We start from the raw sequence: 26738 nt of genomic DNA, 5'->3' as shown, positions 1-26738 counted from the left end.
AGGAATGGAGAGGGAAGCGAACTTTTTTCTTCCTAAACACGAACATATGTGCTAAAATAAAGGGAATAATGGAAAATGAAGGTGATACTATGTCGCTTCGATTTCTGCTAGGAAGATCAGGAAGCGGAAAAACGGCAACGTGCTTAAATGAAATTCGCCGCAAATTGCAAGAAGAACCGAAAGGGAACCCGATTATTTATCTTGTTCCGGAACAAATGACGTTTCAATCCGAATACGCGTTTATACATACACCTGGGCTTGGTGGAATGATCCGAGCGCAAGTATTTAGTTTTACACGGCTGGCGTGGCGGATTTTGCAGGAAACGGGCGGAATAAGCCGATATCATATTAGCGATGTCGGCATGCAGATGATGATCCGCAAAATTGTCGAACATCGTAAGCAGCAATTGCAATTATTTGGGAGAGCGGTTGATAAAACAGGATTTATTCAACAGCTTTACGACATGATTACGGAGTGTAAACGGTACTGCCTTACTCCACAGCAGCTTCGCCAACATGCACAAGAGCTGGAGGAACATCGGGGAAAGCCCGCTGAAAAAGTGCTGGCGGATAAGTTAAACGATATATCGATGATTTATGAGGAACTGGAAAAAAGTTTAGCCAATCACTATATCGATTCGGAAGACTATTTGCGGCTGCTTGCGGAAAAAATTCCACAATCGCGCTACCTACGCGACGCCGAGATTTATGTGGACGGGTTTCATCAATTTACTCCACAGGAGTATATGGTGCTTGAGCAGCTGTTGATTCATTGCCGCCGCGTCACTGTTTCGTTAACGGTGGATGCCCCTTATGACGAACGGTTGCCAAATGAATTGCATCTGTTTTATTTGACGGCAAAAACATATCATGATCTCCGTGAAATAGCGCTACTAAATGGGATTGCGATCGAAGAGCCGGTGATGCTAGGAGAAAATAGACGTCATCAAGAAGCGGCGCTTGCCCATCTCGAAGCGCATTATCATGATCGTCCTGCTGTTGTCTATTCAGAAAAGGCTGACGCGATTTGCGTGTATGAAGCGGCAAACCGCCGTGCGGAAATCGAGGCGATTGCGCGTGAAATCGTCCATCTTGTCCGCGACAAAGGCTACCGTTATTGCGATATCGCCGTGATCGTCCGCAATACGGAAGCATATCGTGATTTTATCAAAACGATTTTTTCCGATTTTCATATTCCATATTTTATGGACGAAAAAGAACCAATGCACCATCACCCATTGATTGAATTATTGCGGGCGAGCATGGAAATCATTGCTTCGCGGTGGCGTTATGAAGCAGTGTTTCGCGCGATTAAGACGGATTTGCTGTTTCCGGTCGGAGAGGATGTAGCCGCGCTGCGCGAAGCGATGGACAAGCTGGAAAATTACGTGCTTGCGTACGGTGTGAAAGGGGACAAATGGACGAACGGCGAACGGTGGACATACCGCCGCTATCAGGCATTGGAAGGATTAGCGATCCCGCAGACGGACGAAGAGAAGCAATATGAAGAAACGCTGAATCAATGGCGCGAGATGGTGACATCTCCGCTTCTGCGGTTAGAACGCCGCATGCGCCGGGCAAAAGATGGACGAGGTCTTTGTGAAGCGGTTTATCTATTTTTAGAAGAATTGCAAATTCCTAAAAAGCTAGAGAACATGAGCAAAGAAGCGGAGGAGCAGGGAAAGCTTGTCGAAGCAAGGCATCATGAACAAGTATGGAACGCGGTCATCGATTTGCTCAACCAGTATGTGGAGATGCTAGGCAGTGAAGCGCTGCCTGTTACGGAGTTTGCCAAAATTATCGAAACCGGGCTCGACCGTCTTGAATTTGCGCTTGTGCCGCCGGCAATGGATCAGGTGATTATCGCGCAGTTCGACCGTTCACGCTTGATCGATATCAAATGTGCATTTGTGATCGGGGTCAATGACGGGGTGATTCCGGCCAAAGCAAAAGAAGATGGATTAATCGCTGAAGCGGAACGACAACTATTGCATGAGTTAGGAGCGAAAGTGGCTCCGGGAGGACGAGAGCAATTATTTTATGAACCTTTTTTCATCTATTTGGCATTAACGTGCCCAAGCGAACGCCTATATGTTACTTATCCGCTTGCCAATGAAGAAGGAAAAGCGCTTCCGCCTTCGATCGTCATCAAACAACTGGCTGATTTATTTCCACATTTGCAAAAGCGTGTATGCGGAAACGATCCGCTCGATGCAGCGCTTACGGAACAAGCATCGTTTGTGACCGCGCCACGCGCGACGCAAACTTATCTCGTCGCGCAGCTTCAGGCATGGAAGCGGAATTATTCGATCGCTCCGCTATGGTGGGACGTATACAACTTCTTCATCAGCCACCCAAACTGGAGCAAGCAGGTGCAAAAAGCGGTTTCCGGATTATTTTATACAAATGAAACGGCCCCGTTGAAAAAAGAAATCAGTAAGCGGCTGTATGGCAAAAAAATTCAGGCGAGCGTATCGCGCATGGAACAATTTCAAAAATGCCCGTTTTCCCATTTTGCTTCCCATGGTTTGCGCTTGAAGGAGCGAACCATTTTCCGGCTTGAAGCTCCTGACATCGGCCAGCTGTTCCATTCTGCGCTGAAAATGATATCTGATCGTCTGCGCGAAGCAAACAGCGATTGGCGCCATTTATCCAAACAGCAATGTGAACAGTTGTCCACAGAAGCGGTGGAGCAAATCGCGCCGCTCATTCAGCAACAAGTATTATTCAGTTCGAATCGCTACTACTATGTGAAAAGAAAGCTGAAAAATGTCATTGCCAGAACGGCGCATGTGCTAAGCGAACACGCTAGGGCAAGCGGCTTCGTGCCGGTCGGCCTCGAGCTTGAGTTTGGCCCTAATGGGGTGCTTCCGCCGCTGGCGTTCCGGCTTCCCGATGGCACCGTAATGGAGCTGGTCGGACGAATCGACCGCGTCGATAAGGCGGAAAGTTCAAGAGGGGTTTTATTGCGCGTGATTGACTATAAATCTAGCGCCAAAACGCTTGATTTAACAGAAGTATACTATGGTCTTGCCTTGCAGATGCTTACCTACCTGGATATTGTGCTTACGTATGCGGAACAGCTAGTCGGCCAAGAAGCTTTCCCTGCTGGCATTCTTTATTTCCATGTGCACAATCCGATGATAAAAAGCAATCAATTTCTTCAAGATGAAAAAGAAATTGAGAAAAAGCTACTCGAGCAGTTTAAAATGCGCGGCCTGTTGCTGGAAGATGTGGAGGCCATCCGCTTAATGGATATGCAAATCGAAGTAGGGAAATGGTCACTCGTCGTTCCTGCGCAAATTACAAAAAAAGGTGCGATTCATTCCAAATCATCGGTTGTCAGCGAAACGGATTTCGCCTATTTGCGCCGACATATTCGCCAGCTGTTCCAAATGATCGGCGTTCAAATTGTCGACGGGGTCGTTGACATCGCCCCGTACAAGCTAAAGGAACAAACTCCTTGCGAATTTTGCTCGTTTAAGTCAGTTTGCCAGTTTGACGAATCGTTCCTGGGCAATCATTACCGGCTGTTAACGCCACAAGACCATCAAGCGATCATGAAAAAATTATCGGAAGGGAAGGACTGAAATGAACGTCACGTTTCGCCCGAAGCCGGCAGGAAGCCGTTGGACCGATGAACAGTGGAAGGCGATTGCCGCCGACGGACAGGACATTCTCGTCGCGGCAGCGGCGGGATCTGGAAAGACCGCCGTGCTTGTCGAACGGATCATCCAAAAAATAACGGCGGAAGAAGATCCGATCGATGTAGACCGGCTGCTTGTTGTTACATTTACAAACGCGGCGGCGGCAGAAATGAAAGCAAGAATTGCTGAAGCGCTTGAACGCGAACTGGAGAAACAGCCAAGCTCGCTCCATTTGCGGCGGCAGCTTAGCTTATTGAACCGCGCTTCGATTTCGACGATCCACTCTTTCTGTCTGGACGTGATTCGCAAATATTACTATTTCATTGATTTAGATCCGGTATTCCGCATTGCCGATGATACGGAAATCGAATTGCTGAAAGAGGAAGTGATGGAAGAGCTGCTTGAGGAAGAGTACGGCAAGACCGATAATGAGCTGTTTTTCGATGTGGTAGACCGCTATACAGGAGACCGGAGCGATGCCGAGCTACAGGAAATGATTCTAGCCATCTATGAATTTTCCCGCTCGCATCCGGAACCACATCATTGGCTCGACCAGCTGGTTGCCATGTATGACATCGGGGAAAATGCATCGGTGACAGAGCTCCCATATTATTCTTATTTTAAAAAATATGTAACGATGGAGCTGTCAGCGGCAAAGCGGCTCATTACAAGGGCGCTCCAGTTGGCGAACTTGCCGGGGGGGCCGCTGCCGTACGCGGAAAATTATCGTAGTGATTTGCAGTTGATTCGTCATTTAGAAACATTGTTAGAGCAGTCATGGGACGGGCTGTACGAAGCGCTTCAGGCTTTGTCGTTATCGCGGTTGAATTCGTGCCGCGGCAACGAGTACGATCCGCAATTGATCGAGGAAGCAAAATCATTGCGCGAACAGGCGAAAAAGAAACTGGAGTCGCTGCGCGACAACGTCTTTTCCCTTCGTCCGGCCACATGGCTTCGGCATATGCGCGAGATGAAGCCGATTGTGGAAACGATCGTGCGGTTGGTCAAGCGTTTTGCGGAAATGTTCCAAGCATATAAGCGGGAAAAGGGGATTGTCGATTTTTCCGATTTGGAACATTATTGTTTGCAAATTTTACGCCATCCCGACTCCCCAGATGGACAGTGGCTTCCTTCCGACGCGGCTTTAGATTACCGCGTGCAGTTTGCCGAAGTGCTTGTGGATGAGTATCAAGATACGAATATGGTGCAGGAGGCCATCTTGCAGCTGGTCAAAAAAGGAAGTGAACGCACTGGAAATCTATTTATGGTCGGCGACGTCAAGCAGTCGATTTACCGTTTCCGTTTGGCGGAACCAATGTTATTTTTAAGCAAATATAAACGGTTTACGGCAGATGGCAGTCAAGCTGGGCTGAAAATCGACTTAGCGAATAATTTTCGCAGCCGTGCCGAAGTGCTGCATGGAACGAACTTTATTTTTCAACAAATCATGGATGAAGCGGTAGGCGAGATGGATTATGACGAAGCGGCGCAATTGAAATATGGAGCTACCGATTATCCTGATTATGAACAGGCGGTTCCAGAATTCATCATCGTAGACCGAAACAGCACGGATGGGGAAGAAACGGAAGAACTCAATGCCAGCGATCTGGCGCTGTCGGAGCTGGAAGCGCGTGTGATGGCGAAAAAAATAAAAGAAATTGTTTCTAAACCGTTTTATGTGTATGACCGCAACACCAAACAAATGCGCCGCGCGATGTATCGGGATATTGTCATTTTGCTCCGTTCGATGACAAACGCGCCGCAAATCATCGAACAATTTCGTGCGCAAGGCATTCCGGTGTATGCGGACTTATCTTCCGGCTATTTTCAAGCAACAGAAATATCGATCATGCTATCTCTGTTAAAAGTGATCGATAATCCGTACCAAGATATACCGCTTGCCGCCGTGCTGCGTTCGCCGCTTGTCGGTTTGAATGAAAATGAATTAGCGCTGATTCGCATTGGCGATAAAAAAGGGACGTTTTATGAAGCAATGAAGTCTTTTTTGCATAAACCGGCAGAAAGTGTGGAAGAAGAGATGCTGCAGGAAAAGGTGCGCACGTTTGTCGAACAGTTAAAGCAGTGGCGGACGATGGCGCGGCAGCGTTCGTTGGCCGATGTGATTTGGCAGCTGTATCGGGATACGCAGTTTTACGATTTTGTCGGCGCCTTGCCCGGGGGGAAACAGCGGCAGGCGAATTTGCGCGCCCTTTACGACCGCGCCCGTCAATATGAGACGACGTCATTTCGTGGATTGTTCCGCTTTTTGCGGTTCATCGAGCGCCTGCAAGACCGCGGGGACGATCTGGGCGCGGCACGCACCCTTGGCGAACAAGAAGATGTCGTGCGAATGATGACGATCCATAGCAGCAAAGGTCTTGAGTTTCCGATCGTGTTTGTGGCAGGGCTGGCCCGCCCGTTTCATACACGGGATTTACATGGGCCGTATTTGCTCGATAAAGAGCTTGGCTTTGCCTCGCGTTTTGTGGATCCGAAGCTGCGCATTAGCTATCCGACATTGCCGCAAATGGCGATCCGGGAGAAAAAACGGCTTGACTTTTTGGCGGAAGAAATGCGGATTTTATATGTGGCGTTAACAAGGGCGAAAGAAAAATTGTATTTAGTCGCAGCAGTAAAAGACGCAAAAAAAGAAATAGAAAAATGGAAAAGTATAGCAACAGAAGAAGAGTGGCTCTTGCCTGATGATGTCCGCGCATCTGCTCGCTGTTATTTAGACTGGATTGGAAGAGCGCTTATTCGTCATCGCGATGGAAAGCGGCTGACGGATGTGTCTGGTGTATGCGAAAAAATTGCTTCCCACCCATCCGTCTGGCATATGGAAGTCATTCCGGCGAGCCAGTTAAACGATGAAAATGCGGAAGCGGAACAGATAAATGAACAAATAATGTCTGCGTTGAAAAAAGGAGAGCCTGTCCCGAACATGGGGGAACGGAAAGAGGAAGTCAACCGCCTTCTTTCTTGGCAATACGTGTATGAAAAAGAAACGGCCGTGCGCGCCAAGCAAACGGTATCGGAGTTAAAGCGGCAGCGCGATATTTTCGGGGAAAACGCGGATCGCATGCTGCTTCAGCGCGCTTATTCGCCGATTTTTGAACGTCCGCTGTTTATGCAGGAGAAAAAATTGACACCGGCAGAAAAAGGGACGGCGATGCATGTTGTCATGCAGCACATCGATGTAACAGCACCGATTACCGAAGCGTCCGTCCGTGAGCAAATCGCCAAGCTTGTGCGGATGGAACTTTTGACGCACGAACAGGCGGAAGCGATTGATGTTTCCAGCGTTGTCGCGTTTTTCGCGACAGAAATCGGCAGGCGTTTATGTGCCGCAGACGAAGTGTACCGCGAAGTGCCGTTTAGCTTCGCGCTTCCGGCTAAGGAAATATACGGCGATGGCATTGGGGAAGAAAGACAGGTGCTGGTGCAAGGGGTAATTGACTGCCTGTTTGCCGATAAAAAAGGGCTTGTCTTAATCGACTTTAAAACAGATGCCATCACCAACCGTTTTGCTGGAGGATGGAGCGAAGCAAAGCAGGTAATTTTATCCCGCTACGAAACACAAATGAAAGTATACCGGCGCGCCGTCGAACAAATTTGGCGCACGCGTGTCGATGAATGCTATTTGTATTTATTTGATGGATCGCATCTTCTTTCCATTTAAAGAAAATTGTAAAAAGGGGAGGGGCAGCGATGCGCATTTTGCACACCGCGGACTGGCATTTAGGAAGAACGTTGGAAGGAAGAAGCAGGCTGCCGGAGCAGGAGCAGTTTTTAGATGAACTGGCGGATATCGTCGAGAAAGAAAACATTGATGTCATATTAATGGCAGGCGATGTGTTTGACTCGGTAAACCCCCCAGCGGCGGCGGAACAATTGTTTTACGAAAGCCTTGCTCGCCTTTCCGACAAAGGAAAACGCCCGATAGCGGTGATCGCCGGCAACCATGATCACCCCGAACGCATTAGCGCGGCGCGGACATTGCTCGATGATTACAATATCTTTTTGCTCGGCTGGCCGGATACGTCCGTCTATCGCATTGACGTGCCGGCGTGCGACGAGACGATGCTGCTTGCTCCGCTTGCCTATCCGTCTGAATCCCGCCTGGCGCAATTGCTGTCGAAAGAACATTCCGAAACCGCGCTGCGCGATCGGTATGATGAGCAAATTCGCCAGTTATTTGCCGCTATGGCTGCTTCTTTTACGGAAAAGACGGTTAATATCGCCATGAGCCACCTTTATGTGGCGGGAGGAAGCACATCGGATTCGGAGCGTCCGATCGAAGTTGGCGGCGCTTATACCGTGTCGGCTGCGAGCTTGCCAAAGCAAGCGCAATATGTTGCGCTCGGCCATTTGCACCGGCCGCAAGATGTGAAGCGGGCGGAAACGGCGGCCCGCTACTCAGGGTCCCCGCTTGCCTATAGCTTTTCCGAGGCGGGCTATGCTAAATCGGTAACGATCGTCGATGTAAAGCCGAGAGAAAAAGCCATCGTTTCGGAAATTCCACTTTCTTCTGGAAAGCCGCTTGTACGGTGGAAGGCGACGGACGGGCTTGCGCAAGTATATCGCTGGTGTGAGGAAGGAAAAGACGCGTCGAGTTGGATTGATTTAGAAATCCACCTTTCCGATCTGCTGACAATGGAAGAAATTTACCGTCTGCGCAAGCTGCATCCGGGTTTTGTGCATATTCGTCCGGTTTTCCCAGATAAAGAAGAGCATGTCACCGGTGTAAAACAAGAGCAATTATCATTAGAGGAAATGTTCCGCCGCTTTTATGAACGTCAAACGGGCGGGCATAAACCGGATGACGAGCTTGTCCGCCTCTTTTTAGAGCTGGTGGCGGACGAGGAAGAAGAGGGAGAGGTGGAGGAATGAAGCCAATTTCGTTGACGATCGCGGGGCTGCATAGCTTCCGCGAGAAGCAAACGATCGATTTTCAAACTTTATGCGAAGGCGGCGTTTTCGGCATTTTCGGCCCGACGGGAAGCGGTAAATCGACGATTTTAGATGCGATGACGCTCGCCTTATTTGGCAGTGTCGAACGGGCGCCAAACCACACACAGGGGATTATGAACCATGCCGAAAACGAGCTGTTTGTTTCTTTCACTTTTGAGCTAGAAAATGCCGTTTGCACGAAGCGATATACGGTAGAGCGCAGTTTTAAAAGAGGGGATGAATGGCGGACGAAAAGCGCCATTTGCCGTTTGATCGAGCATGGAGAGGAGCAGGTGGTGCTCGCTGATAAGTTAACGGACGTCAATCAAGCGATCGAGCGGCTGCTTGGGCTGACGATGAAAGATTTCACGCGCGCCGTCGTGCTACCGCAAGGAAAATTTGCCGAATTTTTATCGTTAAAAGGCGCCGAACGGCGGCAAATGTTGCAGCGTCTTTTCCATCTGGAACCGTATGGTGACCGGTTGAATAAAAAGCTAAAAGAAAAGTTGGCTGCGCTTTCGAATGAATGGAGCGAGGTCGCTGCCGAAAAAGCTGGGTTGGGCGATGCGTCCAAAGAAGCGTTGGAACAGGCGAAGCAGCAGTTCCACACGTTGCAGAAGCTGCTGCAAAAGCGGAAAAAAGAGTTGCATGATATGGAGAAAACGGTAGAACGGGCCAAACAGTTATGGACGTGGCAAAAGGAAAAAGAAGAGCTTGAAGCGGAGCTAGCGTACCTTACGGAACAAGAATCATACATTCGCTTGTTAGAAATGAAAAAAGACCGGGCGGAGCAGGCGGAACGGATATGGCCGTATTGGGAACAGTATATACAAGCGCTTCATTTTATCGACAGCGCCGCCGTCAAACAAAAAGAGCTGCAGCAGAAGCTCATGCAGGCGCAAGCGCTTTACGAACAGGCGGTGCGGCGTTATGAGAACATCCGCCAGGCGAAGTTTTCTCAAGAACCTCTTCTGCTTGCAAAAAGGGAGCAACTGACGCAAGCTCAGCAATTGGCACGGCAAATCCGCGCACTAGAAGCGGAAATTAGCGAACTCGAAAAACAAATTCACTTTATCGAATTAGAAGAACAAAAAATAGCAGAACAGCGACGGGAAGCAGAAAAATGGTACGAGCGCGGCTTGGCCAAACAGCAAACGCTAAAAGAAGAGCTGCAAAAGTACACACGTTTGCTCGAGCAAAAAGAACGGATCGAGCAGGCGTATGATGAAAAGCAAAAAATCGAAAGAGCGGCAGACGCACTCCGCGATACGCAGCAACAGCTGACACAAAAGCAGCAGACATGGGAGCAGGCAAACAAAGAATGGGAAAAAAGAAAGCGGTATGCGGAAACAGCAAAAGAGAAATTACATATTTTATTTCAACGCATCGAAAAAACGTATCACCTCGTATGCGAGCGTCAATGGCAGCTAGAAAAGCGCCTATACCGGTATGAACAACAGCTCGAGCAAGAGCGGAAAAAAGTTGAGGAGGCGAAAACGGCGGAATTGGCCGCCATGCTTGCGAAACAGCTCCGTCATGGGGAGCCGTGCCCTGTTTGCGGTTCCTGCGAACACCCGCATCCATATGTACACGCTGTCCCGGTTAGCGAGGAGAACATCGCGATCATCGAACAACATCGCAAACAAGGGCAAGTGGATATGCAAACGCTGCTTTCCCTCAAAGCCCAGCTGGAGCAGCTCGCGCAGTTTGTCAGCAATGAATGGACCTTTGAGCGCCTGGATGTTAGCCAATGGAAGGTAGAAGAGAATGTCGATATTACCGTGGAAGCAAGGGCGCTTCAACAAGACTGCCTGCAATTAAAAGAAGCCGCTCAGCAAACATTGCAGCAATGGCGCAACGCCGACTCGGCGCAGCAGGCAACCAAGCAGGAAATCCAACTGTTGGAAAAAGATATACAACAGCTGCAGAGCGAATGGCAGCACCGTGTGAACGAATATAATCAGCTAGAGACAAACTGGCGGGAAAAATATCCTGACTTTTCCCTGACAGCGATCGATGAACTGCGAAAACAAATGCGCGAGCATGAAGAGATGGTCCGCAATTTGCAAAAGCGGATTGATGACAGCGTTCCGTTTCTTGAAAATAAATTGCGGGAAAAAGAACGGCTGGCAGAGGAAGAACGGAAGCTGGAAACAGAAAAAGTGCGCCTCGTTTCGTTATGCCAAACGAAAAGAAAGCTAATGGAGGACTATCAGCAGCAATTAGTAGAAAAAGCAGGAACCAAACAGATTGAAGAGCAGCTTCGCCAAGTAGCAGAGCAACTGCGCCGTTTACAAGAAGAGGAAGAACAAGCTTATCAGGCATGGAGAGATGCGCAAAAACAATATCAAACATTAGAAGCGGAAGAAAAAGCGGCCGGGCAGTCGCTAGAGGAAGGAAAAGCGCGGTATGAAGAGGCGAAATCACGCTGGCTTCAAGAGTTGCAGAAAACGGCATTTGTCGATGAAAAAGAGGTAAAAGATGCAAAAGTTGCAGAGGAAGTATATGTCGAATGGAAGCAGGCGATCGACAACTATTGGCAGAAGGTGCAACAAGTACAGCATCGCCTCGGGCAGCTGGCGGAAGTGATGCAAGGGGAAACGATTGAGAAGGAACAATGGGAAGAGCTGCAGGCAGTATACACGGAGATCAAGCAGCAAGTGGATGATGCGATGCATCAATTAGGTGCCGCGCAAACGAAAGTAGAGGAGTTGGCGAAAAAACATCAGCGGTTTATCGAATTGGAGAAAAAGCAGGAGCAACTAACTGCGTTGATAGATCGCTATAAACATTTGCAATCGATTTTAAGAGGAAACAGCTTTGTCGAATTTATGGCGGAGGAGCAGCTTATTCAAGTAACAAGAATGGCATCGGAACGGTTGCGCTCGTTAACCAGACAGCGCTATTCGCTCGAAATCGACTCACAAGGGGGGTTTTTGATCCGCGATGACGCCAACGGCGGCGTCAAGCGGCCGGTGACCACTCTGTCAGGAGGAGAAACGTTTTTGACGTCATTGTCGCTTGCTTTGGCGTTATCGGCGCAAATTCAATTGCGCGGAGAATATCCGCTGCGGTTTTTCTTTTTGGATGAAGGATTTGGCACGCTCGATGCCGAGCTTCTTGACACCGTGATTTCTGCACTGGAGAAGCTTCACATGCAGCGGCTTTCCATTGGAGTCATTAGCCATGTGCAGGAAATTCGCGCCCGTTTGCCGAAACGGCTGATTGTCGAGCCGGCAGAGCCGGGCGGACGCGGAACGAGAGTGAGATTAGAAGTCATGTAACTGCTATATACATGCAAAGCCGCCTGCTTTTTTTTGAAACGGCGGCTTTGTTAGTTATTGGCAGCGACATTGCTGTCAAACGCGTCAGGGTCAAACGTGTTTGTTAAACTGATGCCGGTGTTTGTAATGACAAAATCGCCCGTATTGAATCCTCCCGAACCAGCCATTGTTTTGGTTGCTACTTTCGGCGCGATATACAGGCAATCTCCCATTTGGACAACCGCGCCACTGCTGACATTATTAATTTTAATGGGTCCGACGACAGAAGGCATTATTTCTCATCCTTTGGTGAGGTTGTTTGTGTATTTCCCATAGAAGGTGCTGAAGAATTCGGCGCAAGCTGGCGGATATGTTTAATTCTTGCTTCCGCATCAACGGTAGAGGTTGAACCGATATGCACCACACCGGCAGTGGAAGCCGCTAATACACGAATGGAACGGACGGAGATAACGGGAGATTGATGAAGTGTTTGCAGCGAAAGGTTTCGGCGGTCCGATTGAATTTTTGGAATCGGTTTTGTAAAAATAGGAAAGCTGCTTTCACCTTCGTTTCCAAAAAACAGCTCATATTGCCGCTGAACAGCTAAAACGCGAGCACGGGAAGCAATGTTTTGTGAGTCGCCAATCTGTAAAACGGAACTAAAGAGGAGCGTTTCCCCATGAAAGAATTGGACGATCGATGTTCGTTTCATCACTGCCCTCCTCTTTGGATGAGCGGAACGAACGGTCCGATGATTAATGATTCTGGAGGAGTGTCAAAAGCGGACGCGAGATTAATGACATCCGCATCGCCGATTAAAAAAATGGCGGAGCTTGTTACAGCTATTAAATGAATATCGCCAACATGAACATCACGGTTGATCACAATATAATTCATCATTCTCCCCCTTGTTTTGGCAGATGTTTCAGAAACATGTCAATCGATTGTTCAATATCCGCCTTTATTTTTTGAAAAATTTCGTTTACGACGGTCTCATCATTGTCGGATGTAGGAACGTATCCGTTATTCATTTTTTGATGCAAATAAAAACGAATTCGTTCGTCTACTTGTCGGGCAATGTCTTGCAAAATAAAATGCCGATACGTGTCATCAAGACGATGTGCGTACTGTTTTTCGAATCTTTTTATCGTCTCCTTTGCTTCCTTTTCTAAATAAGCATGAACTTTTTCTTGAATGTTGCGGAATAAGACGGGTTCCGGCTTCGGAACGACTGTTTGTTGTGGTTGAACGGCAAAATCTTCGATAGCGTTGCCAACCCCGTTAGGAGTAATGCCGATATTTAACGTTCCTTCCAATGTTTCCACTTTTAATTGATCAAATTTATATTCGATTCGTTCAATAGTAGTGCGTGGTTGCTGTTCCAGTTCTTTTAACTGGTTTTCTAGGAGGAGAAGCCGCTGTTCTAACGTCTGTATTTTTTTGGTTTGCCATGAGACATAGCGCCGTAGCTTTACCAAATAATCATATAGGAACATAATCGTGAACTCATCCTCTCCAAAGTCCCTTCTTATTTCAATATATGGACGACCAGTTGTTGTCATCACCATTTTTATGATTTTCTAGCGTCCTGCTGATTGAAGTGGGACGAGAGGACCGACTGCTTCTCCTACAAGCGGAGCGGTAACGGCCGCCTCTGGAGCAGGTTCCGTGTACCCTCCTGTGTTCATTAATGTAGAAAGCGCTTGGATGCTGCCTGCGCTGCCGATTTGCAGTACGGATGAGTTCGTGACAGAGCCAATTTTCAATTGGTAAATACATATACTTTGATTAATGTAAAAATTCAATTTCTTCTCCTCCTTTAAACGTTGGCTACCACATTTTCATCGGCAATATCCGCGTCATTGACATTTGTATTGCTATAATAGTTGTAAACATGCAGACCATCCCCCGTGTTAAACGAGCCGGCGCCGGCAAAGGTTTTGGCAACGCTTTGGGGCGAAATCGCAAACACGTCTCCAATATGAAACACGCCGCTGCTTGAAATGCTATTTAATTTGACAACTCCGACAAATGCTGGCATAAGGCATGCACCTTTCTTTTATGTCTTACCATTAGTGTATGGGCACAGCAGCAAAAAGGTGAGCGTTCTAGTTGTTTGCCACATTGTTAGAATCGGCGACGTCAGGATCTCCTGTATTTGTAAAACTGACAAACGTGTTGGTTTGTAAAAAATCGCCGTTATTGCTTCCGCCGGAGCCCGTGTTAGATTTTAGCGTGCTTTTCGGGGCAATTTGCAATACATCCCCAAAATTCACGGTACCATCTCCGCTCACAGTCGTAATTTTAATTGGACCGCTAACAAACGAAGGCATACGGCTCCCCCCTTTTGGTCATTGTTTACTGTCAGTGTATGAATAGGAAAGGAAAACGGTTCAATATAGGATGGATGTCCAAGCGAATCTATTTTTTGGTCATATATTAATAACTAAACTACTCTCTATAAGAAAAAAATGAGAAGGAGAATGAGTGATGCCGGCAATGATCATTGGCGGAATTAAAGTAACAAACGTGAGCGGAAATGGCACGGTCAATATGGGAGATGTGCTGCAAATCGCTCCGAAAAGTACAACGAAAACAAATTCGGGGGCAGGAGGAGCAAATTCAGGTGATTTTCTGCAGACGAATACGTTTTGCAGTGTAGTTAATCTATTCGATCCTGATGTGTCAGACGCAGGGGTGAAAGGAAATAATTAGATGGTCATGACGGACAAAGACCATCTTTTTCTTTTGTGAAAAATTATATATACTATAATTGTGAATTTTCTAAAATATAATTAGGAGATGGGAGAATGAATGTACCATTAGTGTTGACGCAGTTTTTAGACAGGGCCGTTTCCTTGTATGGAGACAAAACGGCGATGATTTGTTCCGGACGAAAAGTTACATACAGACAACTAGGCGAGCGCGTAAATCAACTTTCTCACGGCCTAAAACAGTTAGGGGTAGAAAAAGGGGACCGCGTGGCATATTTAGCGCCAAACACGCTTGAAATGCTAGAAGGATTTTACGGCATTTTTCAGCTCGGCGCGATTATGGTGCCGCTGAATACGCGCCTTAAGCCCGACGATTATTTGTTTATTTTAAATCATAGCGAAAGCAAAGTGTTGTTTGTCGATCAAGACTTATACCACTTAATTGTGCCGATTAAAGATCAGCTGCAAACGGTAAAGGCGATTATCGTTCATCAAAAAAATAAGGAAACAAATGAAATCGATTACGATGAATGGCTCGGGCAATATCCGGTTACATTGTTTGACCGTCCGGATATCGATGAGAACGATGTATGCAGTCTTTTATATACAAGCGGAACGACAGGAAATCCAAAAGGAGTGATGCTGACGCACCGCAACAATTACCTTCATGCGTTGATTGCGATGCATCATCTCCGTGTTTCCGATCAAGATACGCATTTGCATGTATTGCCGATGTTTCACGTCAACGGCTGGGGGGCGCCATTTTATTATACGGCAAACGGAGCGACGCAGATCGGCTTGCGCAAAGTTGATCCAAAAGTGATTTTTGATTATATTCAAACCTATCGGGTTAGCGTCATGCATATGGCACCGACGGTATTAAATATGCTTTTGCAGTACTATGATGAGCATAAGCCGACGATTAGCCACCCAGTCCGCGTCGTGATTGCCGGTTCAGCGCCGCCGCCAGCGTTTGTCACGCGTGTGGAACAAGAGCTTGGCTGGGAGTTTATCCAAGTGTATGGGATGACCGAGTCTTCACCGCTTAACACGATTTCCACGATCCGCTCCCATTTGCGCGATTTGCCGCTGAAAGAACAATATCGTATAAAAGCAAAAGCGGGGTATCCGATGATCGGTTGTGAAGTAAAGGTGGTGGATGAATACGGTGATGAAGTGCCGCATGATGGAAAAACGATCGGTGAAGTCATTATAAGAAGTAACAATGTCATGAAAGGGTATTGGAAAAATCCAGAGGCAACGATGGAGACAATTCGCAATGGCTGGTTATATACTGGTGATATGGCGACCGTCGATGAATATGGAAATATTGATATTGTCGACCGGAAAAAAGATATTATTATTAGCGGCGGGGAAAATATTTCTTCGATTGAAGTAGAAGGGGTGCTGTACGAGCATCCGGCGGTGCTGGAAGCAGCGGTGATCGCGGTTCCGCATGAAAAATGGGGAGAAACGCCGCATGCATTTGTGGTTGTGCGCCCGGGACATGAAGTGACAGAGCAGGAATTAATCGCTTTTTCACGAGAAAAGCTCGCCCATTTTAAAGCGATTACCGGCGTTACATTTGTTGAGGAATTGCCAAAAACGGCGTCCGGGAAAATTCAAAAAGTTCATTTGCGCAAACAATATTGGGATTCGCTCGGAAAAACTGGCCGTTACGTAAACTAAAAAATAACGTCCGCGATATGCGGACTTTTTTCTATGAAGCGAGGCAGGAAGAAAGGTGAAAACATGGCTGGACAATCAAATACAGAACGGATTATTGCCATCGATGTACTGCGCGGCTTTGCCCTGCTTGGCATTTTGCTTGTGAATATGCCGTATTTTTCTTCATCGGTACTATATGATAGGAAAGGATTCAACGGACTGGACCATTGGACAGCAACAGCCATCGACATTGCTTGTGAGGCGAGTTTTTATCCATTGTTTGCCTTTTTGTTTGGCTTTAGCATGATCATGTTTCGTGACCGTCTTCGTCAACGGCAGCTTCCATTTATCCGAATTTTTGCCCGCCGATTCATGTTTTTGCTTGTGGTCGGACTCATTCATGCTTTTTTGATTTGGTTTGGCGATATTTTAATTTCCTATGCTCTTGTGGGAGGAATATTGCTTCTTTTTGCACATGCCCGGCCGCGCGCATGGCTTGCCGGGGCGATCATTTGTTTTTCCGTTCTCCACTTTTCCGTGGTACTGCTATTGGGAATGACAAGCGGGCTAGAAGGGACGAAGGGAGCGGATCATGGCAACGCTGCGTTGGCGGTCAAAGCGTTGCATCATTACCAAAACGGGACGTTATCCGATATTTTTTGGCAACGATGGAATGATTGGATGTATGTCAACGGCTCGGGAGGGTTGTTGTTTACGGTGGCGACGATGCTGCCGCTTTGCTTGTTCGGCGGATATGTGGCGCAAAAACGATGGGTCGAGGAAGCGGATCGCTATACGGGGGTTATTCGCCAGGTAGCATTGCTATCGCTGATAGCGGGACTATTTTTAAAAACTCTTCCATACTTTACCATAGACAACGAGTTTACGGCGTATATTCAACATATATTTGGCGGAACATCATTAGCGTGTTTTTATGGGACGGTTATTTTGCTATTATTGCAAAAAAATTGGTGGAAACAAAAATTAATGATTTTCCAGTACATAGGAAAAATGTCGCTGACAAACTATTTGCTGCAATCGATCGTTTGCACGATGTTGTTTTACCATTATGGACTTGGCTGGTATGGCAAGATGAGTATGTTTGCGGGCACGCTGCTTGCGATTATCCTCTATAGCGTACAGTTAGTGATCAGCCGGCAGTGGCTACGGCATTTTCAATTTGGGCCAATGGAGTGGATATGGCGGTGTGTGAGTTATGGAAAAAGGTGGGCGATTTATAAACAAAAGCGTCCCTCCTGATCGGCATACATTACTGAGGGACGGACGAGGAAAGGGATTCAGTTAGTACAGATTTCCGCAAATACTGATTGATTAGTTCATCTAGTTCTTGGCTGCATTGGATGGTTTCCTCTGCGGTAAATCCATGCGTTAATGCTAATTCTATCATTTGTTGTCGTTTTTCCTCAATTAAGACAAGAACCATTGTGTTCACCATCAATCTTTTTTATTCTGAAGGAACTCTTTTCTTTATATTATGGAAGCCCTTGAGAATAAACCTCGTCCCACGCCGCATAAAAAGCGGCATCATGCTTTTGGTACGCGCAGAAAGTCATGATCATCGATGGGGAAAAGAAACTAAACATTATTATACATATAGCGACGAAAAAGGAAAGACATTCGCTAAAATAAGTGTCAAATTTGCCAATTTAGACAAAATTCAACAAACGGTAGGACTTTTCTTAAAAAGCACGAATATAAACAAAGATGTATAAATTTCCAATATCAAAAGGGGAGATGGGACAATGCGGTTTGTTACAGCGGAGTATAACGGCGAAGTGTTTGTCGGTGTCGTTGAACAAGGAGAGGGAAAAGTCGTTCATTTGCGTTTGGCCGAGCAAGCAGTCGATCAGCGCGCAACCATTCCTTCGTCGTTGCTTGAATGTATTCAGCAAGGAGACAATTTTCTGCGCAAGGTAGAGAAAATTGCCGCATGGGTAAAAGAAAATCCATCCGCACAATATGTATATGACTTAGCAGACGTGCGTCTGCTGGCACCGATTCCACGGCCTCCTAAAAATATTTTTTGTATTGGGAAAAACTATGCGGATCATGCGATGGAACTAGGCGGAAAGTCAGATATTCCTGAACATCTTATTGTGTTCTCCAAAGTGCCGACTACTGTGATTGGGCATGAAGAAACGATTTTGCGCCACGCTGAAGTAACCGATGAAGTGGATTATGAAGGCGAACTTGCCGTTGTCATCGGCAAACGGGGAAGAGCCATTCGCAAAGAAGAGGCTCTCGAGCACGTGTTTGGCTATACGATCATTAATGATGTGACGGCGCGTGATTTGCAAGAACGCCACGTGCAATATTTGCTTGGAAAAAGTTTAGATACATTCTGTCCGATGGGACCGTGGATTGTGCACCGGTCGCTCATTGAAAATCCAAATAAGCTGCAAATTGAAACGAAAGTAAATGGAGAAGTTCGCCAAAAAGCAAGTACTGAGCAATTGATCTTTAATATCGAGACAATTATTGAAACGATCTCCCGCGGCATTACGCTAGAACCAGGAGACATTATTGCCACTGGGACGCCTGCCGGGGTCGGCAAGGGAATGAAGCCGCCGCGCTTTTTGCAGGTTGGCGATGTCGTCGAGATTACCGTCGAAGGAATCGGAACATTAAGAAATAAGGTAGGAGAATAAGAAAAAACGGGGCGTTTTCCGTGCATGCCCCGTTTTTTCCTTATTTAAGCTTTGGCAAATACTTTTTTCACCCGCTCGATCGCCCAATCCAATTCTTCTTTTGTAATAACAAGCGGCGGAGCGAAACGGATGACCGTATCGTGCGTTTCTTTACACAGCAATCCTTCCTCTTTTAGTTTTTCACAATATGGGCGGGCGGAAGTATGAAGCTCTACGCCGATGAACAACCCTCTGCCGCGCACTTCTTTAATGTCCGGATGTTGAATTTCCCGCAATTTTTCAATGAAATAATTTCCTAATTCTAAGGAACGTTCCGGCAGTTTTTCTTCCATAATCACATCGAGCGCTGCGATCGATACCGCACATGCAAGCGGATTTCCGCCAAAAGTGGAGCCATGCGAGCCAGGATTAAACACGCCAAGTATGTCACGGTTGGCCGCGACACAAGAAATTGGGAATACACCGCCGCCTAATGCTTTGCCAAGGATGTACATATCCGGAACGACGTTTTCCCAGTCGCAAGCGAACATTTTTCCGGAACGGCCGAGACCGGATTGAATTTCGTCGGCAATATAAAGGACGTTATGTTCTTTGCATACTTCATATGCTTCTTTTAAGAAACCTTCCGGCGGGATGTTAATCCCTGCCTCGCCTTGAATCGGTTCGAAAATAAACGCTGCCGTATTCGGTGTAATCGCTTTTTTTAACGCTTCCACGTCACCGTACGGGATGATTTTAATGCCTGGAAGCATCGGCCCGAATCCGCGTTTATATTCTTCGCTCGAAGACATCGATACCGCTGCCATCGTTCGGCCGTGGAAGTTGTTTTCACAAACGATGATTTCTGCCTTATCTTTTTCCACTCCTTTTACGTCGTACGCCCAGCGCCGCGCCGCCTTAAACGCCGTTTCCACCGCTTCAGCGCCGGTATTCATCGGCAGCACCATGTCTTTTCCTGTCAGCTTTGCCACTTTTTCATACCAAGGACCAAGCTGGTCGTTATGGAAGGCGCGTGAAGTTAAGGTAATGCGGTCCGCCTGTTCTTTTAACGCTTGAATAATTTTCGGATGGCGATGCCCTTGGTTAACGGCTGAGTAAGCGCTTAACATATCCATATAGCGATTGCCTTCCGGGTCTTCCACCCATACCCCTTCCCCTTTGCTGAGAACGACTGGAAGCGGGTGATAGTTATTGGCGCCATATTGCTCGGTCAAACGAATCATTTCAGTTGTTTTGCTCATGAGTGTTCCTCCCTAAATAGATAATAAAATTATAATTTTTGCGCTATTTTTTATTATAGCAAAAAAAGAAATATCTTTGTTGGAAAATCGAGTTGGCTTCGTCGATATATGTAAGATCGATTTTCAGCAGTATGGTGACAAAAACATTGCGATCTCTGTCAAAATCCTTTTATGAGGAAAGTAATGGTTTTTTGATTGTATAAAGTTTGTTTTTTTCTGTATTTGCATGCTATGATGGAAATGAATGTGTGGAAATGGAGGTATCAATATGACACATGCGCATATTACGAGTTGGTTGATTGCTATTATATTGTTTTTGATCACGGTTTCATTGCAACGTTCAGGATCTTCGAAAGCAAAAATGGTGCAAATGGTGCTGCGCTTGTTTTACATCCTTACGATCATAACGGGTGTTCTTTTATTACATAGCATCGCCTCGATTTCTATATTATATGTGATGAAGGCGCTTGCTGGTTTATGGGTAATCGGAGCGATGGAAATGGTTTTAGCGGCGATGAAAAAAGGGAAAAGTAGCACCGTTGCCTGGGTGCAGTGGGTTGTTGCGCTCGTTCTCGCCATATTTTTAGGCTTAATGTTACCGCTCGGGATCGATCTTTTCTAAAAAAGGCGGCAATTCCGTATGGAATTGCCGCTTTTGCGTATGCATAAAATGTGGTATGTTAGTAGAAAGAATATTTTTATAATTTTTCTAATATTCGTGTAAGTGTGGTGGAGTATAATGAATGTGCATCAATTTCATTGTCATAATGCCAAGGAGTTATACCATTTGATCGAAAAGCACCACATTGCCCAATATGACCATCTTTTTGTGCAAATTGCCGCCAATAATGCCGATGAAGGGGACGTTCGCGAAATCGTCGAACTGCTTGAGCGGCATCTTCCGCACGCCCAATTATTAGGAATGATCACGCATCGTGAACATTTCGGTGACGATGGGCGATTTTTTATATGTTTTACTTCATTTGAAAAGACGAGTGTTCATTCGGTTTTATTGTCCTATGAAGAATTTGCCCATCCATCCGAGCTTGTAACGTATATATCGGATACTCTCATAACAGAAGAAACGAATCTTCTTCTTTTATTTACCGACCAAGCAAGACATCTTCAGCCGCTTGTCCGCCAGCTGCCGCTAGTGAACGAAAAAATGGTCATCATTGGCGGCTGTGTTCCTGAAGGCGGGTTGCTGTTTTCCCAGGAGGGAGTTGTCGTCGGCGGAGTGGTAGCAGTTAGTTTTAATGGCATTTCTTTGCGTATTCAATCATTGCATCCGTTTTTATGGGAGACGGTCGGCACCGCATTTCAAATTACGAAATGCCGTGAAAATATATTATATGAACTCGACGGAAAGAAAGCGGCCATATTGCTGCAACGTTATTTAGGAAAGGAATTTATCGAGCGGTTGCCTTTTTCCGGGACGGAATTTCCGTTGATTGTCGAAAGAAATGGCCATAAGGAATGTTTACCAATCATAAAGGTGAACGAAGACGGCTCTATTGAATTAAACGGCAGTGTCGAGCAAGGAGAGAAAGTCAAGTTTAGCTATGTTCATGTTCCGTCATTATATTGGAATATGCATGATACCTTTCATCAATTGATAAAAAAATGGCCGGAATCGATTTTTTTCTATCACGGCACCGCACTGCAAGGATACGCACGTCCTATGCTGCAACAGGTAACGGCAGCGTTAGAGCAAGTCGCTCCAACTCTTGCTCCGTTTGTCTTTGACGAGCTTGTGATCAAAGATCAATATTTTCCGATACGATTTGCAGCGTTTAGCATGATTGCTTTATCCGAAGGAAGCCCAAATCGCAACCATGACAATGTTTCTGCGTCTTTGACGGTTCCCAGGGAATTTCAAGGGATCATGACGCTCGCCCATTTAATGTCCACTTCTTCTCGTGACATGGAGCAGCTTCACGTTCACGCGCAAATATCAGAGCAGCGGTATAAATCGCTGTTTGAACATAATACCGATATCGTGTATTCCACCGATTTGCACGGCAATTTGACAAGCGTAAATCCCGCGTTCGAGCAAGTGCTTGGATACAAAAAAGAAGAAATTTTATACACGAACTCGCTAAAATATATCGATCCAAATGATATTCCCCGCGTCAGCCGCTATTTTTATCGGGCGCTGCGCGGAAAGGTACAAACTTACAATTTGGAGATTCCGACCAAGTCGGGAGAGAAGCTGTTGTTTCAAATTAAAAATGTCCCTATTGTTGTCGAAGGAAAAAAAGTAGGGATTTACGGAATCGGCAGAAATATTACGGAGCAGAAAAAGGCAGAAGAAAAGATTGCATATTTAGCATACTATGATCCGGATACCCATTTGCCGAACCGGACTAAATGGATGGAAATCATCGACGAACAGCTGGAAAAAGCAGAGCGAAAACATAGAAAGCTAGCGGTGATGCTGATCGACTTAGATCGCTTTAAATTGATTAATGACAGCGTCGGACATTTTGCGGGCGACGAAATTTTAAAGCAGGTCGTTCAGCGCATTCATCATGTGCTGCCAATCGGGGCGTGGCTAGGAAGATTTCATGGAGATAAGTTTTGTTTGCTGCTAACGGGACGGACGGATGCGGAAGCGGTGTTTGAAGTAGCAACGCGCATCACAAAAGAAGTGGCGAAGCCGATTTTATATGAAAACAAAGAGTTTTTTATTACGGCAAGTATCGGCATCTGTTTTTACCCGGATGATGGGGTAGATAAACACTCGTTGTTAAAAAATGCGGATATCGCCGTCAATATGGCGAAAAAAAGCGGCGGTAACCGAATTCAATTTTATGCCGCAAAAATGAACGAAGAAATGCTATACCGTTTAGAAATGGAAGGATATTTGCGGAAAGCATTGGAAAAACAGGAACTTTTTCTTTGTTACCAGCCGATCATTGATATACATACCGGCGCCATCATCGGCAATGAAGCGTTGATTCGTTGGCGCCATCCGCAGCTGGGGCTCGTAAGACCGGGCGAATTTATTCCGTTAGCGGAAGAAACGGGGCTCATTCACGACATTGGCCGATGGGTGCTAATGACTGCCTGCAAACAGACGAAGGAGTGGCAGCAGCTAGGGAATGAGCATCTCTCTGTTTTTGTCAACGTATCGGCAATGCAATTTCAGCATGAACAATTTATCGATGATGTCAAAGAGGCGTTAAGGCAATCGCAGCTTTCCCCGCACTGCTTGCATTTAGAGCTGACGGAAAATTCGATGCTTCGTCACCTTTCCAACAGCATTCAAGTGATGAACGAGCTGAAGCAGCTCGGTGTCGGCATTGCTGTCGATGATTTTGGGAGCGGATACGCTTCTTTTAGCTATTTGAAGAGGTTGCCGGCAACCACATTGAAAATCGACCGCTCATTTATCGAGCAGCTTCATACGAATCAGTCTGACACTGCGATCGTCAAGGCGATCATTACGATGGGCCATGGATTGGGGCTAAAAACGATCGCGGAAGGGGTAGAAACAGTGGAACAACTGGAGTTGTTAAAAATGCTTCATTGCCGCTACGCTCAAGGGTATGTGCTATATCCACCGTTAGCGGCGGAAGAATTAGTAGGGTATATGGCGGCACGAAAAAAATAAAAAGCGGGGAAAGTCTGCGCCTCTTTCCCCTGTTTATCCAAGCTGGGTGCAAATAAACCGCTCCCCGTTATTAAACGTGATTTCAAAGTGATCTTTATACGTATTCCCTCGCTCGTAGTAGTGCTGAACGTTGCTGATTAGTTCGGTGTTGTCGTAAATCATGAAATTCACACCTGTATATTTGGCGAACAACAATCCATTATAGCAGTATAAACAATCATATAACGAAAAACCAAGCTGATTGAGCCATTGTACGAACTGAAAAAACGTTTGGTCTGGAAGTGATGCCAGCCACTGCTGATAAGCATAGGAAAAGCGTTTACGAAAACGAACGCGGTCGCCGGTTCGAAGCGGCAACACGCCGGTGCTCGTGTCAACCATTCCGTTTTCTTGCAAATGGCCGCACAGCCAATGGCCGTAACGGAACACTTCTATTTTCCCTTCCGTCATTTCCTCTAGCAATGATGCTTCTTCCTCTTCCTCATCAAAAAAAACCCACTCATCGTTTACAAATTCAACCGTTCCTTGTATATAGGCCCGCTGTTGTTCGGCTATGCATTGCAGGCGTTGTTCGATATTCAAATTTCCTCCTCCTCCTTATATTTCTTGTTTTTCCATATTATCTTCGATTTATTCATGCTGCTGTTGCCATCGGACAATTCATCGAAATGGGGGGGATTGCATAAAATGGAATCATGCCAATACGGAGAAGGAGCATGTTGCTAACAGAAAAGGCAAGTGTTGGTCGCTAACGTTTGAACAAAGAGGATGTAAGATATCGTTAGCTTTGCCGAGGGAAAAGGAGAACGAAAAATTTTGTAGCATAGGATATCCAGCACACAACTTTTTCGTATTTATAAAGAAAGGATTGGTTCGTATGTGTGGCATCACCGGTTGGGTGGATTTTCAGCGAGATTTGCGAATAGAAAAAGAGATTATCTCGAAGATGACGGAGACACTAGCAAAACGCGGACCTGATGACACGAATGCATGGGTTGGCCAACATGCTGCGTTTGGACATAAACGGCTTGTCGTCGTGGACCCGGCAGGCGGGAAACAGCCGATGACAAGGCAAAAAAACGGTTACAGTTATACGGTTGTTTATAACGGGGAATTGTACAATACGGAGGATATTCGAAAAGAGCTATTGAAGAAAGGATATACTTTTCAAGGGCATTCGGATACCGAAGTGTTATTGAACGCCTATATCGAATGGAAAGAACGCTGTGTCGAGCTGTTCAACGGAATTTTTGCCTTTGCGGTTTGGGACGAACAGCGGGAACAGTTATTTTTAGCACGAGATCGTCTTGGCGTCAAACCGCTTTTTTATCGTCATAGCGATGATGGTTTCCTGTTTGGTTCGGAAATCAAGGCTATCTTGGCACATCCACACGTAAAGGCGGAAGTGGATTACGAAGGGTTGGCGGAAGTGTTTGGACTGGGTCCATCACGGACGCCAGGGCACGGGGTATTTTGCGGGATTAAAGAATTGCGCCCTGCGCACGCGTTAACGTTTTCCCGTGAAGGGGTAAGAGTATGGCGCTACTGGAATGTGCAAAGCGATGCCCATCGAGATTCGTTGGCGGAAACGGTGGAAAAATTGCGTTTTCTCCTTACGGATGCGGTAACGCGCCAGCTTGTTTCCGATGTGCCGGTATGCACCTTTTTATCCGGCGGGATCGACTCGAGTGCCATTACCGCCATTGCGGCGACGGTGTTTGCCAAAGAAGGAAAGGGGCAGCTGCATACGTATTCCATTGATTATGAAGGCAATGAACAATATTTTAAAGCGAATGATTTTCAGCCAAATGCGGACGCACCTTTTATTGAATTAATATCGGAAACGTTTCAAACCGTCCATCACCGCTGCGTCATTAGTCAAGAAGACTTGTTTGACCATTTACGGGAGGCAGTGATTGTCCGAGACGTTCCAGGCATGGCTGATGTGGACTCTTCCTTGCTATGGTTTTGCAAAAAAATTCGTAAAGATTTTGTCGTTAGTTTATCGGGAGAATGTGCCGATGAAATTTTTGGTGGTTACCCGTGGTTTCACCGCCCGGACGATTTGGCGCGGAGAGGATTTCCATGGATGCGTTCAACGGAAGCGCGCATCGATTTGCTAAAACAAGACTGGAGAAAGAAATTGAGGCTAGACGAATATGTACAAACACGCTTTTGCGAAACGATTGCCGAGGTCCCAAGACTTGAAGGGGAAAGCGCTGAGGAAGCAAAGCGGCGAGAGTTATTTTACTTAAATATGATTTGGTTTATGACGACGCTTCTTGATCGGAAAGACCGCATGAGCATGGGCGCGAGTCTGGAAGTCCGCGTGCCGTTTGCCGATCATCGGCTAGTCGAATATGTGTGGAACATTCCATGGGAAATGAAAATGTATGGCAATCGTGAAAAAGGGATTTTGCGCAAGGCGCTCGAGGGAATTTTGCCGGAAGATGTGCTCTATCGCAAAAAAAGTCCATATCCGAAAACGCATCATCCGCTTTATACAAAACTAGTGAAAAATTGGCTAAAAGAGTTGTTGAACGATCGCTCATCGGTGCTTTACGAATTTTTCGATGCCAAAAAATTAGAAGAGTTGGTGGAAACAGAAGGAAAATCATTCCAAGTACCTTGGTTCGGGCAGTTAATGACAGGACCGCAGTTGTTGGCGTATCTCGGCCAAGTGCACGTATGGTTCCAACACTACGGCATTACGATAAAGGAATAGAGAGGAGCTGCGACAAGCGCGGCTCTTTTTTACTTGATAAAGGAGAAAGCTATATGGGGGAATAGCAGCGTGCAATGTTTCGGTTTCCGCAGCAAAAGCTTTTAAAATAAAAAATGGGTGGTATAATGAAAATCGACAGTGCAACCGTTTTCCCAGACGAGTGCGGTTCGATTTTAATTGCCGCGCCGATTGGGATTGTATTTTTATTCTTGTTATTTCATTTCCGGTTTAACAGCGGGTGGCAC

General features: G+C 46.4%; 21 protein-coding genes. 11 read left to right on the top strand and 10 right to left on the bottom strand.

Going from position 1 to position 26738, the window contains the following annotated elements:
- Positions 1-89: 89 nt before the first annotated feature.
- Genes addB through BDD39_RS13995 form a run of 4 tightly spaced genes read left to right on the top strand, consistent with a single transcriptional unit; the run spans position 90 to position 11881 of the window.
- On the top strand, positions 90-3590 hold the full coding sequence (gene addB / locus BDD39_RS14010; RefSeq protein WP_166911591.1) for a helicase-exonuclease AddAB subunit AddB: 3501 nt from the start codon (positions 90-92) through the stop codon (positions 3588-3590).
- A 1-nt stretch (position 3591) separates the two neighbouring features.
- On the top strand, positions 3592-7326 hold the full coding sequence (gene addA, locus BDD39_RS14005) for a helicase-exonuclease AddAB subunit AddA (RefSeq protein ID WP_166911589.1): 3735 nt from the start codon (positions 3592-3594) through the stop codon (positions 7324-7326).
- Between the two features lie 29 nt (positions 7327-7355).
- A complete protein-coding gene (locus tag BDD39_RS14000) occupies positions 7356-8537 on the top strand; it encodes an exonuclease SbcCD subunit D (RefSeq protein ID WP_166911587.1) in 1182 nt (393 codons plus the stop codon).
- On the top strand, positions 8534-11881 hold the full coding sequence (locus tag BDD39_RS13995) for an AAA family ATPase (RefSeq protein ID WP_166911585.1): 3348 nt from the start codon (positions 8534-8536) through the stop codon (positions 11879-11881). Before BDD39_RS14000 ends, BDD39_RS13995 begins: the two co-directional genes overlap by 4 nt.
- Positions 11882-11931: 50 nt before the next feature.
- Here BDD39_RS13995 and BDD39_RS13990 read toward each other — a convergent pair whose 3' ends face one another.
- The 7 genes from BDD39_RS13990 to BDD39_RS13960 form a co-directional block, all read right to left on the bottom strand.
- Positions 11932-12153, bottom strand: coding sequence for a spore germination protein (locus BDD39_RS13990; protein WP_166911583.1), 222 nt, complete (start codon positions 12151-12153; stop codon positions 11932-11934).
- Positions 12153-12572 carry a spore germination protein GerPE gene (locus BDD39_RS13985; RefSeq protein ID WP_166911581.1) on the bottom strand — a complete coding sequence of 140 codons (420 nt, stop codon included), beginning with the start codon at positions 12570-12572 and terminating at the stop codon, positions 12153-12155. Before BDD39_RS13985 ends, BDD39_RS13990 begins: the two co-directional genes overlap by 1 nt.
- The gene (locus tag BDD39_RS13980; RefSeq protein WP_166911580.1) at positions 12572-12757 is read right to left on the bottom strand and encodes a spore gernimation protein GerPD; all 186 of its coding nucleotides are present in this window, start codon (positions 12755-12757) and stop codon (positions 12572-12574) included. Before BDD39_RS13980 ends, BDD39_RS13985 begins: the two co-directional genes overlap by 1 nt.
- Positions 12757-13356: a spore germination protein GerPC gene (gene gerPC / locus BDD39_RS13975; protein ID WP_166912428.1), complete on the bottom strand. Its 600-nt coding sequence runs from the start codon at positions 13354-13356 to the stop codon at positions 12757-12759. The genes BDD39_RS13980 and gerPC overlap by 1 nt, the downstream gene beginning before the upstream one ends.
- Positions 13357-13440: 84 nt before the next feature.
- Positions 13441-13665, bottom strand: coding sequence for a spore germination protein GerPB (locus BDD39_RS13970; RefSeq protein ID WP_166911579.1), 225 nt, complete (start codon positions 13663-13665; stop codon positions 13441-13443).
- A 14-nt stretch (positions 13666-13679) separates the two neighbouring features.
- The gene (locus BDD39_RS13965) at positions 13680-13901 is read right to left on the bottom strand and encodes a spore germination protein (RefSeq protein WP_166911578.1); all 222 of its coding nucleotides are present in this window, start codon (positions 13899-13901) and stop codon (positions 13680-13682) included.
- A gap of 67 nt (positions 13902-13968) precedes the next feature.
- Complete coding sequence (locus BDD39_RS13960) at positions 13969-14193, bottom strand: spore germination protein (protein WP_166911577.1); 225 nt, start codon at positions 14191-14193, stop codon at positions 13969-13971.
- A 157-nt stretch (positions 14194-14350) separates the two neighbouring features.
- On the opposite strand from BDD39_RS13960, the gene BDD39_RS13955 reads away from it, so the two are divergent.
- The 3 genes from BDD39_RS13955 (at position 14351) to BDD39_RS13945 (ending at position 17502) form a co-directional block, all read left to right on the top strand.
- Positions 14351-14575 carry a spore germination protein gene (locus BDD39_RS13955; RefSeq protein WP_166911576.1) on the top strand — a complete coding sequence of 75 codons (225 nt, stop codon included), beginning with the start codon at positions 14351-14353 and terminating at the stop codon, positions 14573-14575.
- A 95-nt stretch (positions 14576-14670) separates the two neighbouring features.
- Positions 14671-16263, top strand: a complete 1593-nt coding sequence (locus BDD39_RS13950) for a fatty acid--CoA ligase (RefSeq protein WP_166911575.1) — start codon at positions 14671-14673, stop codon at positions 16261-16263.
- Between the two features lie 63 nt (positions 16264-16326).
- On the top strand, positions 16327-17502 hold the full coding sequence (locus BDD39_RS13945) for a DUF418 domain-containing protein (RefSeq protein ID WP_166911574.1): 1176 nt from the start codon (positions 16327-16329) through the stop codon (positions 17500-17502).
- Between the two features lie 10 nt (positions 17503-17512).
- On the opposite strand, the gene BDD39_RS13940 is transcribed toward BDD39_RS13945, so the two are convergent.
- Positions 17513-17686: a Spo0E family sporulation regulatory protein-aspartic acid phosphatase gene (locus BDD39_RS13940; RefSeq protein ID WP_166911572.1), complete on the bottom strand. Its 174-nt coding sequence runs from the start codon at positions 17684-17686 to the stop codon at positions 17513-17515.
- A 319-nt stretch (positions 17687-18005) separates the two neighbouring features.
- Here BDD39_RS13940 and BDD39_RS13935 point away from each other — a divergent pair, with 319 nt between their 5' ends.
- Positions 18006-18911: a fumarylacetoacetate hydrolase family protein gene (locus tag BDD39_RS13935; protein WP_166911570.1), complete on the top strand. Its 906-nt coding sequence runs from the start codon at positions 18006-18008 to the stop codon at positions 18909-18911.
- 44 nt (positions 18912-18955) lie between these two features.
- On the opposite strand, the gene BDD39_RS13930 is transcribed toward BDD39_RS13935, so the two are convergent.
- Positions 18956-20152: an ornithine--oxo-acid transaminase gene (locus tag BDD39_RS13930; protein WP_166911568.1), complete on the bottom strand. Its 1197-nt coding sequence runs from the start codon at positions 20150-20152 to the stop codon at positions 18956-18958.
- Between the two features lie 268 nt (positions 20153-20420).
- Between BDD39_RS13930 and BDD39_RS13925 the strand changes: the two genes are divergently transcribed.
- Together BDD39_RS13925 and BDD39_RS13920 are read left to right on the top strand one after the other, a co-directional pair.
- A complete protein-coding gene (locus BDD39_RS13925) occupies positions 20421-20774 on the top strand; it encodes a YisL family protein (protein ID WP_166911566.1) in 354 nt (117 codons plus the stop codon).
- Between the two features lie 117 nt (positions 20775-20891).
- On the top strand, positions 20892-23768 hold the full coding sequence (locus tag BDD39_RS13920) for an EAL domain-containing protein (RefSeq protein WP_166911564.1): 2877 nt from the start codon (positions 20892-20894) through the stop codon (positions 23766-23768).
- A gap of 33 nt (positions 23769-23801) precedes the next feature.
- Here BDD39_RS13920 and BDD39_RS13915 read toward each other — a convergent pair whose 3' ends face one another.
- Complete coding sequence (locus BDD39_RS13915) at positions 23802-24350, bottom strand: DUF2777 domain-containing protein (protein WP_166911562.1); 549 nt, start codon at positions 24348-24350, stop codon at positions 23802-23804.
- A gap of 295 nt (positions 24351-24645) precedes the next feature.
- Here BDD39_RS13915 and asnB point away from each other — a divergent pair, with 295 nt between their 5' ends.
- On the top strand, positions 24646-26493 hold the full coding sequence (gene asnB / locus BDD39_RS13910) for an asparagine synthase (glutamine-hydrolyzing) (protein ID WP_166911560.1): 1848 nt from the start codon (positions 24646-24648) through the stop codon (positions 26491-26493).
- Positions 26494-26738 lie beyond the last annotated feature (245 nt).

Source organism: Saccharococcus thermophilus (assembly GCF_011761475.1).
Classification (GTDB): Bacteria; Bacillota; Bacilli; order Bacillales; family Anoxybacillaceae; genus Saccharococcus; species Saccharococcus thermophilus.
The sequence above is the reverse complement of the archived record's forward strand: the minus strand, read 5'-3'. Positions and strand labels throughout refer to the sequence as shown.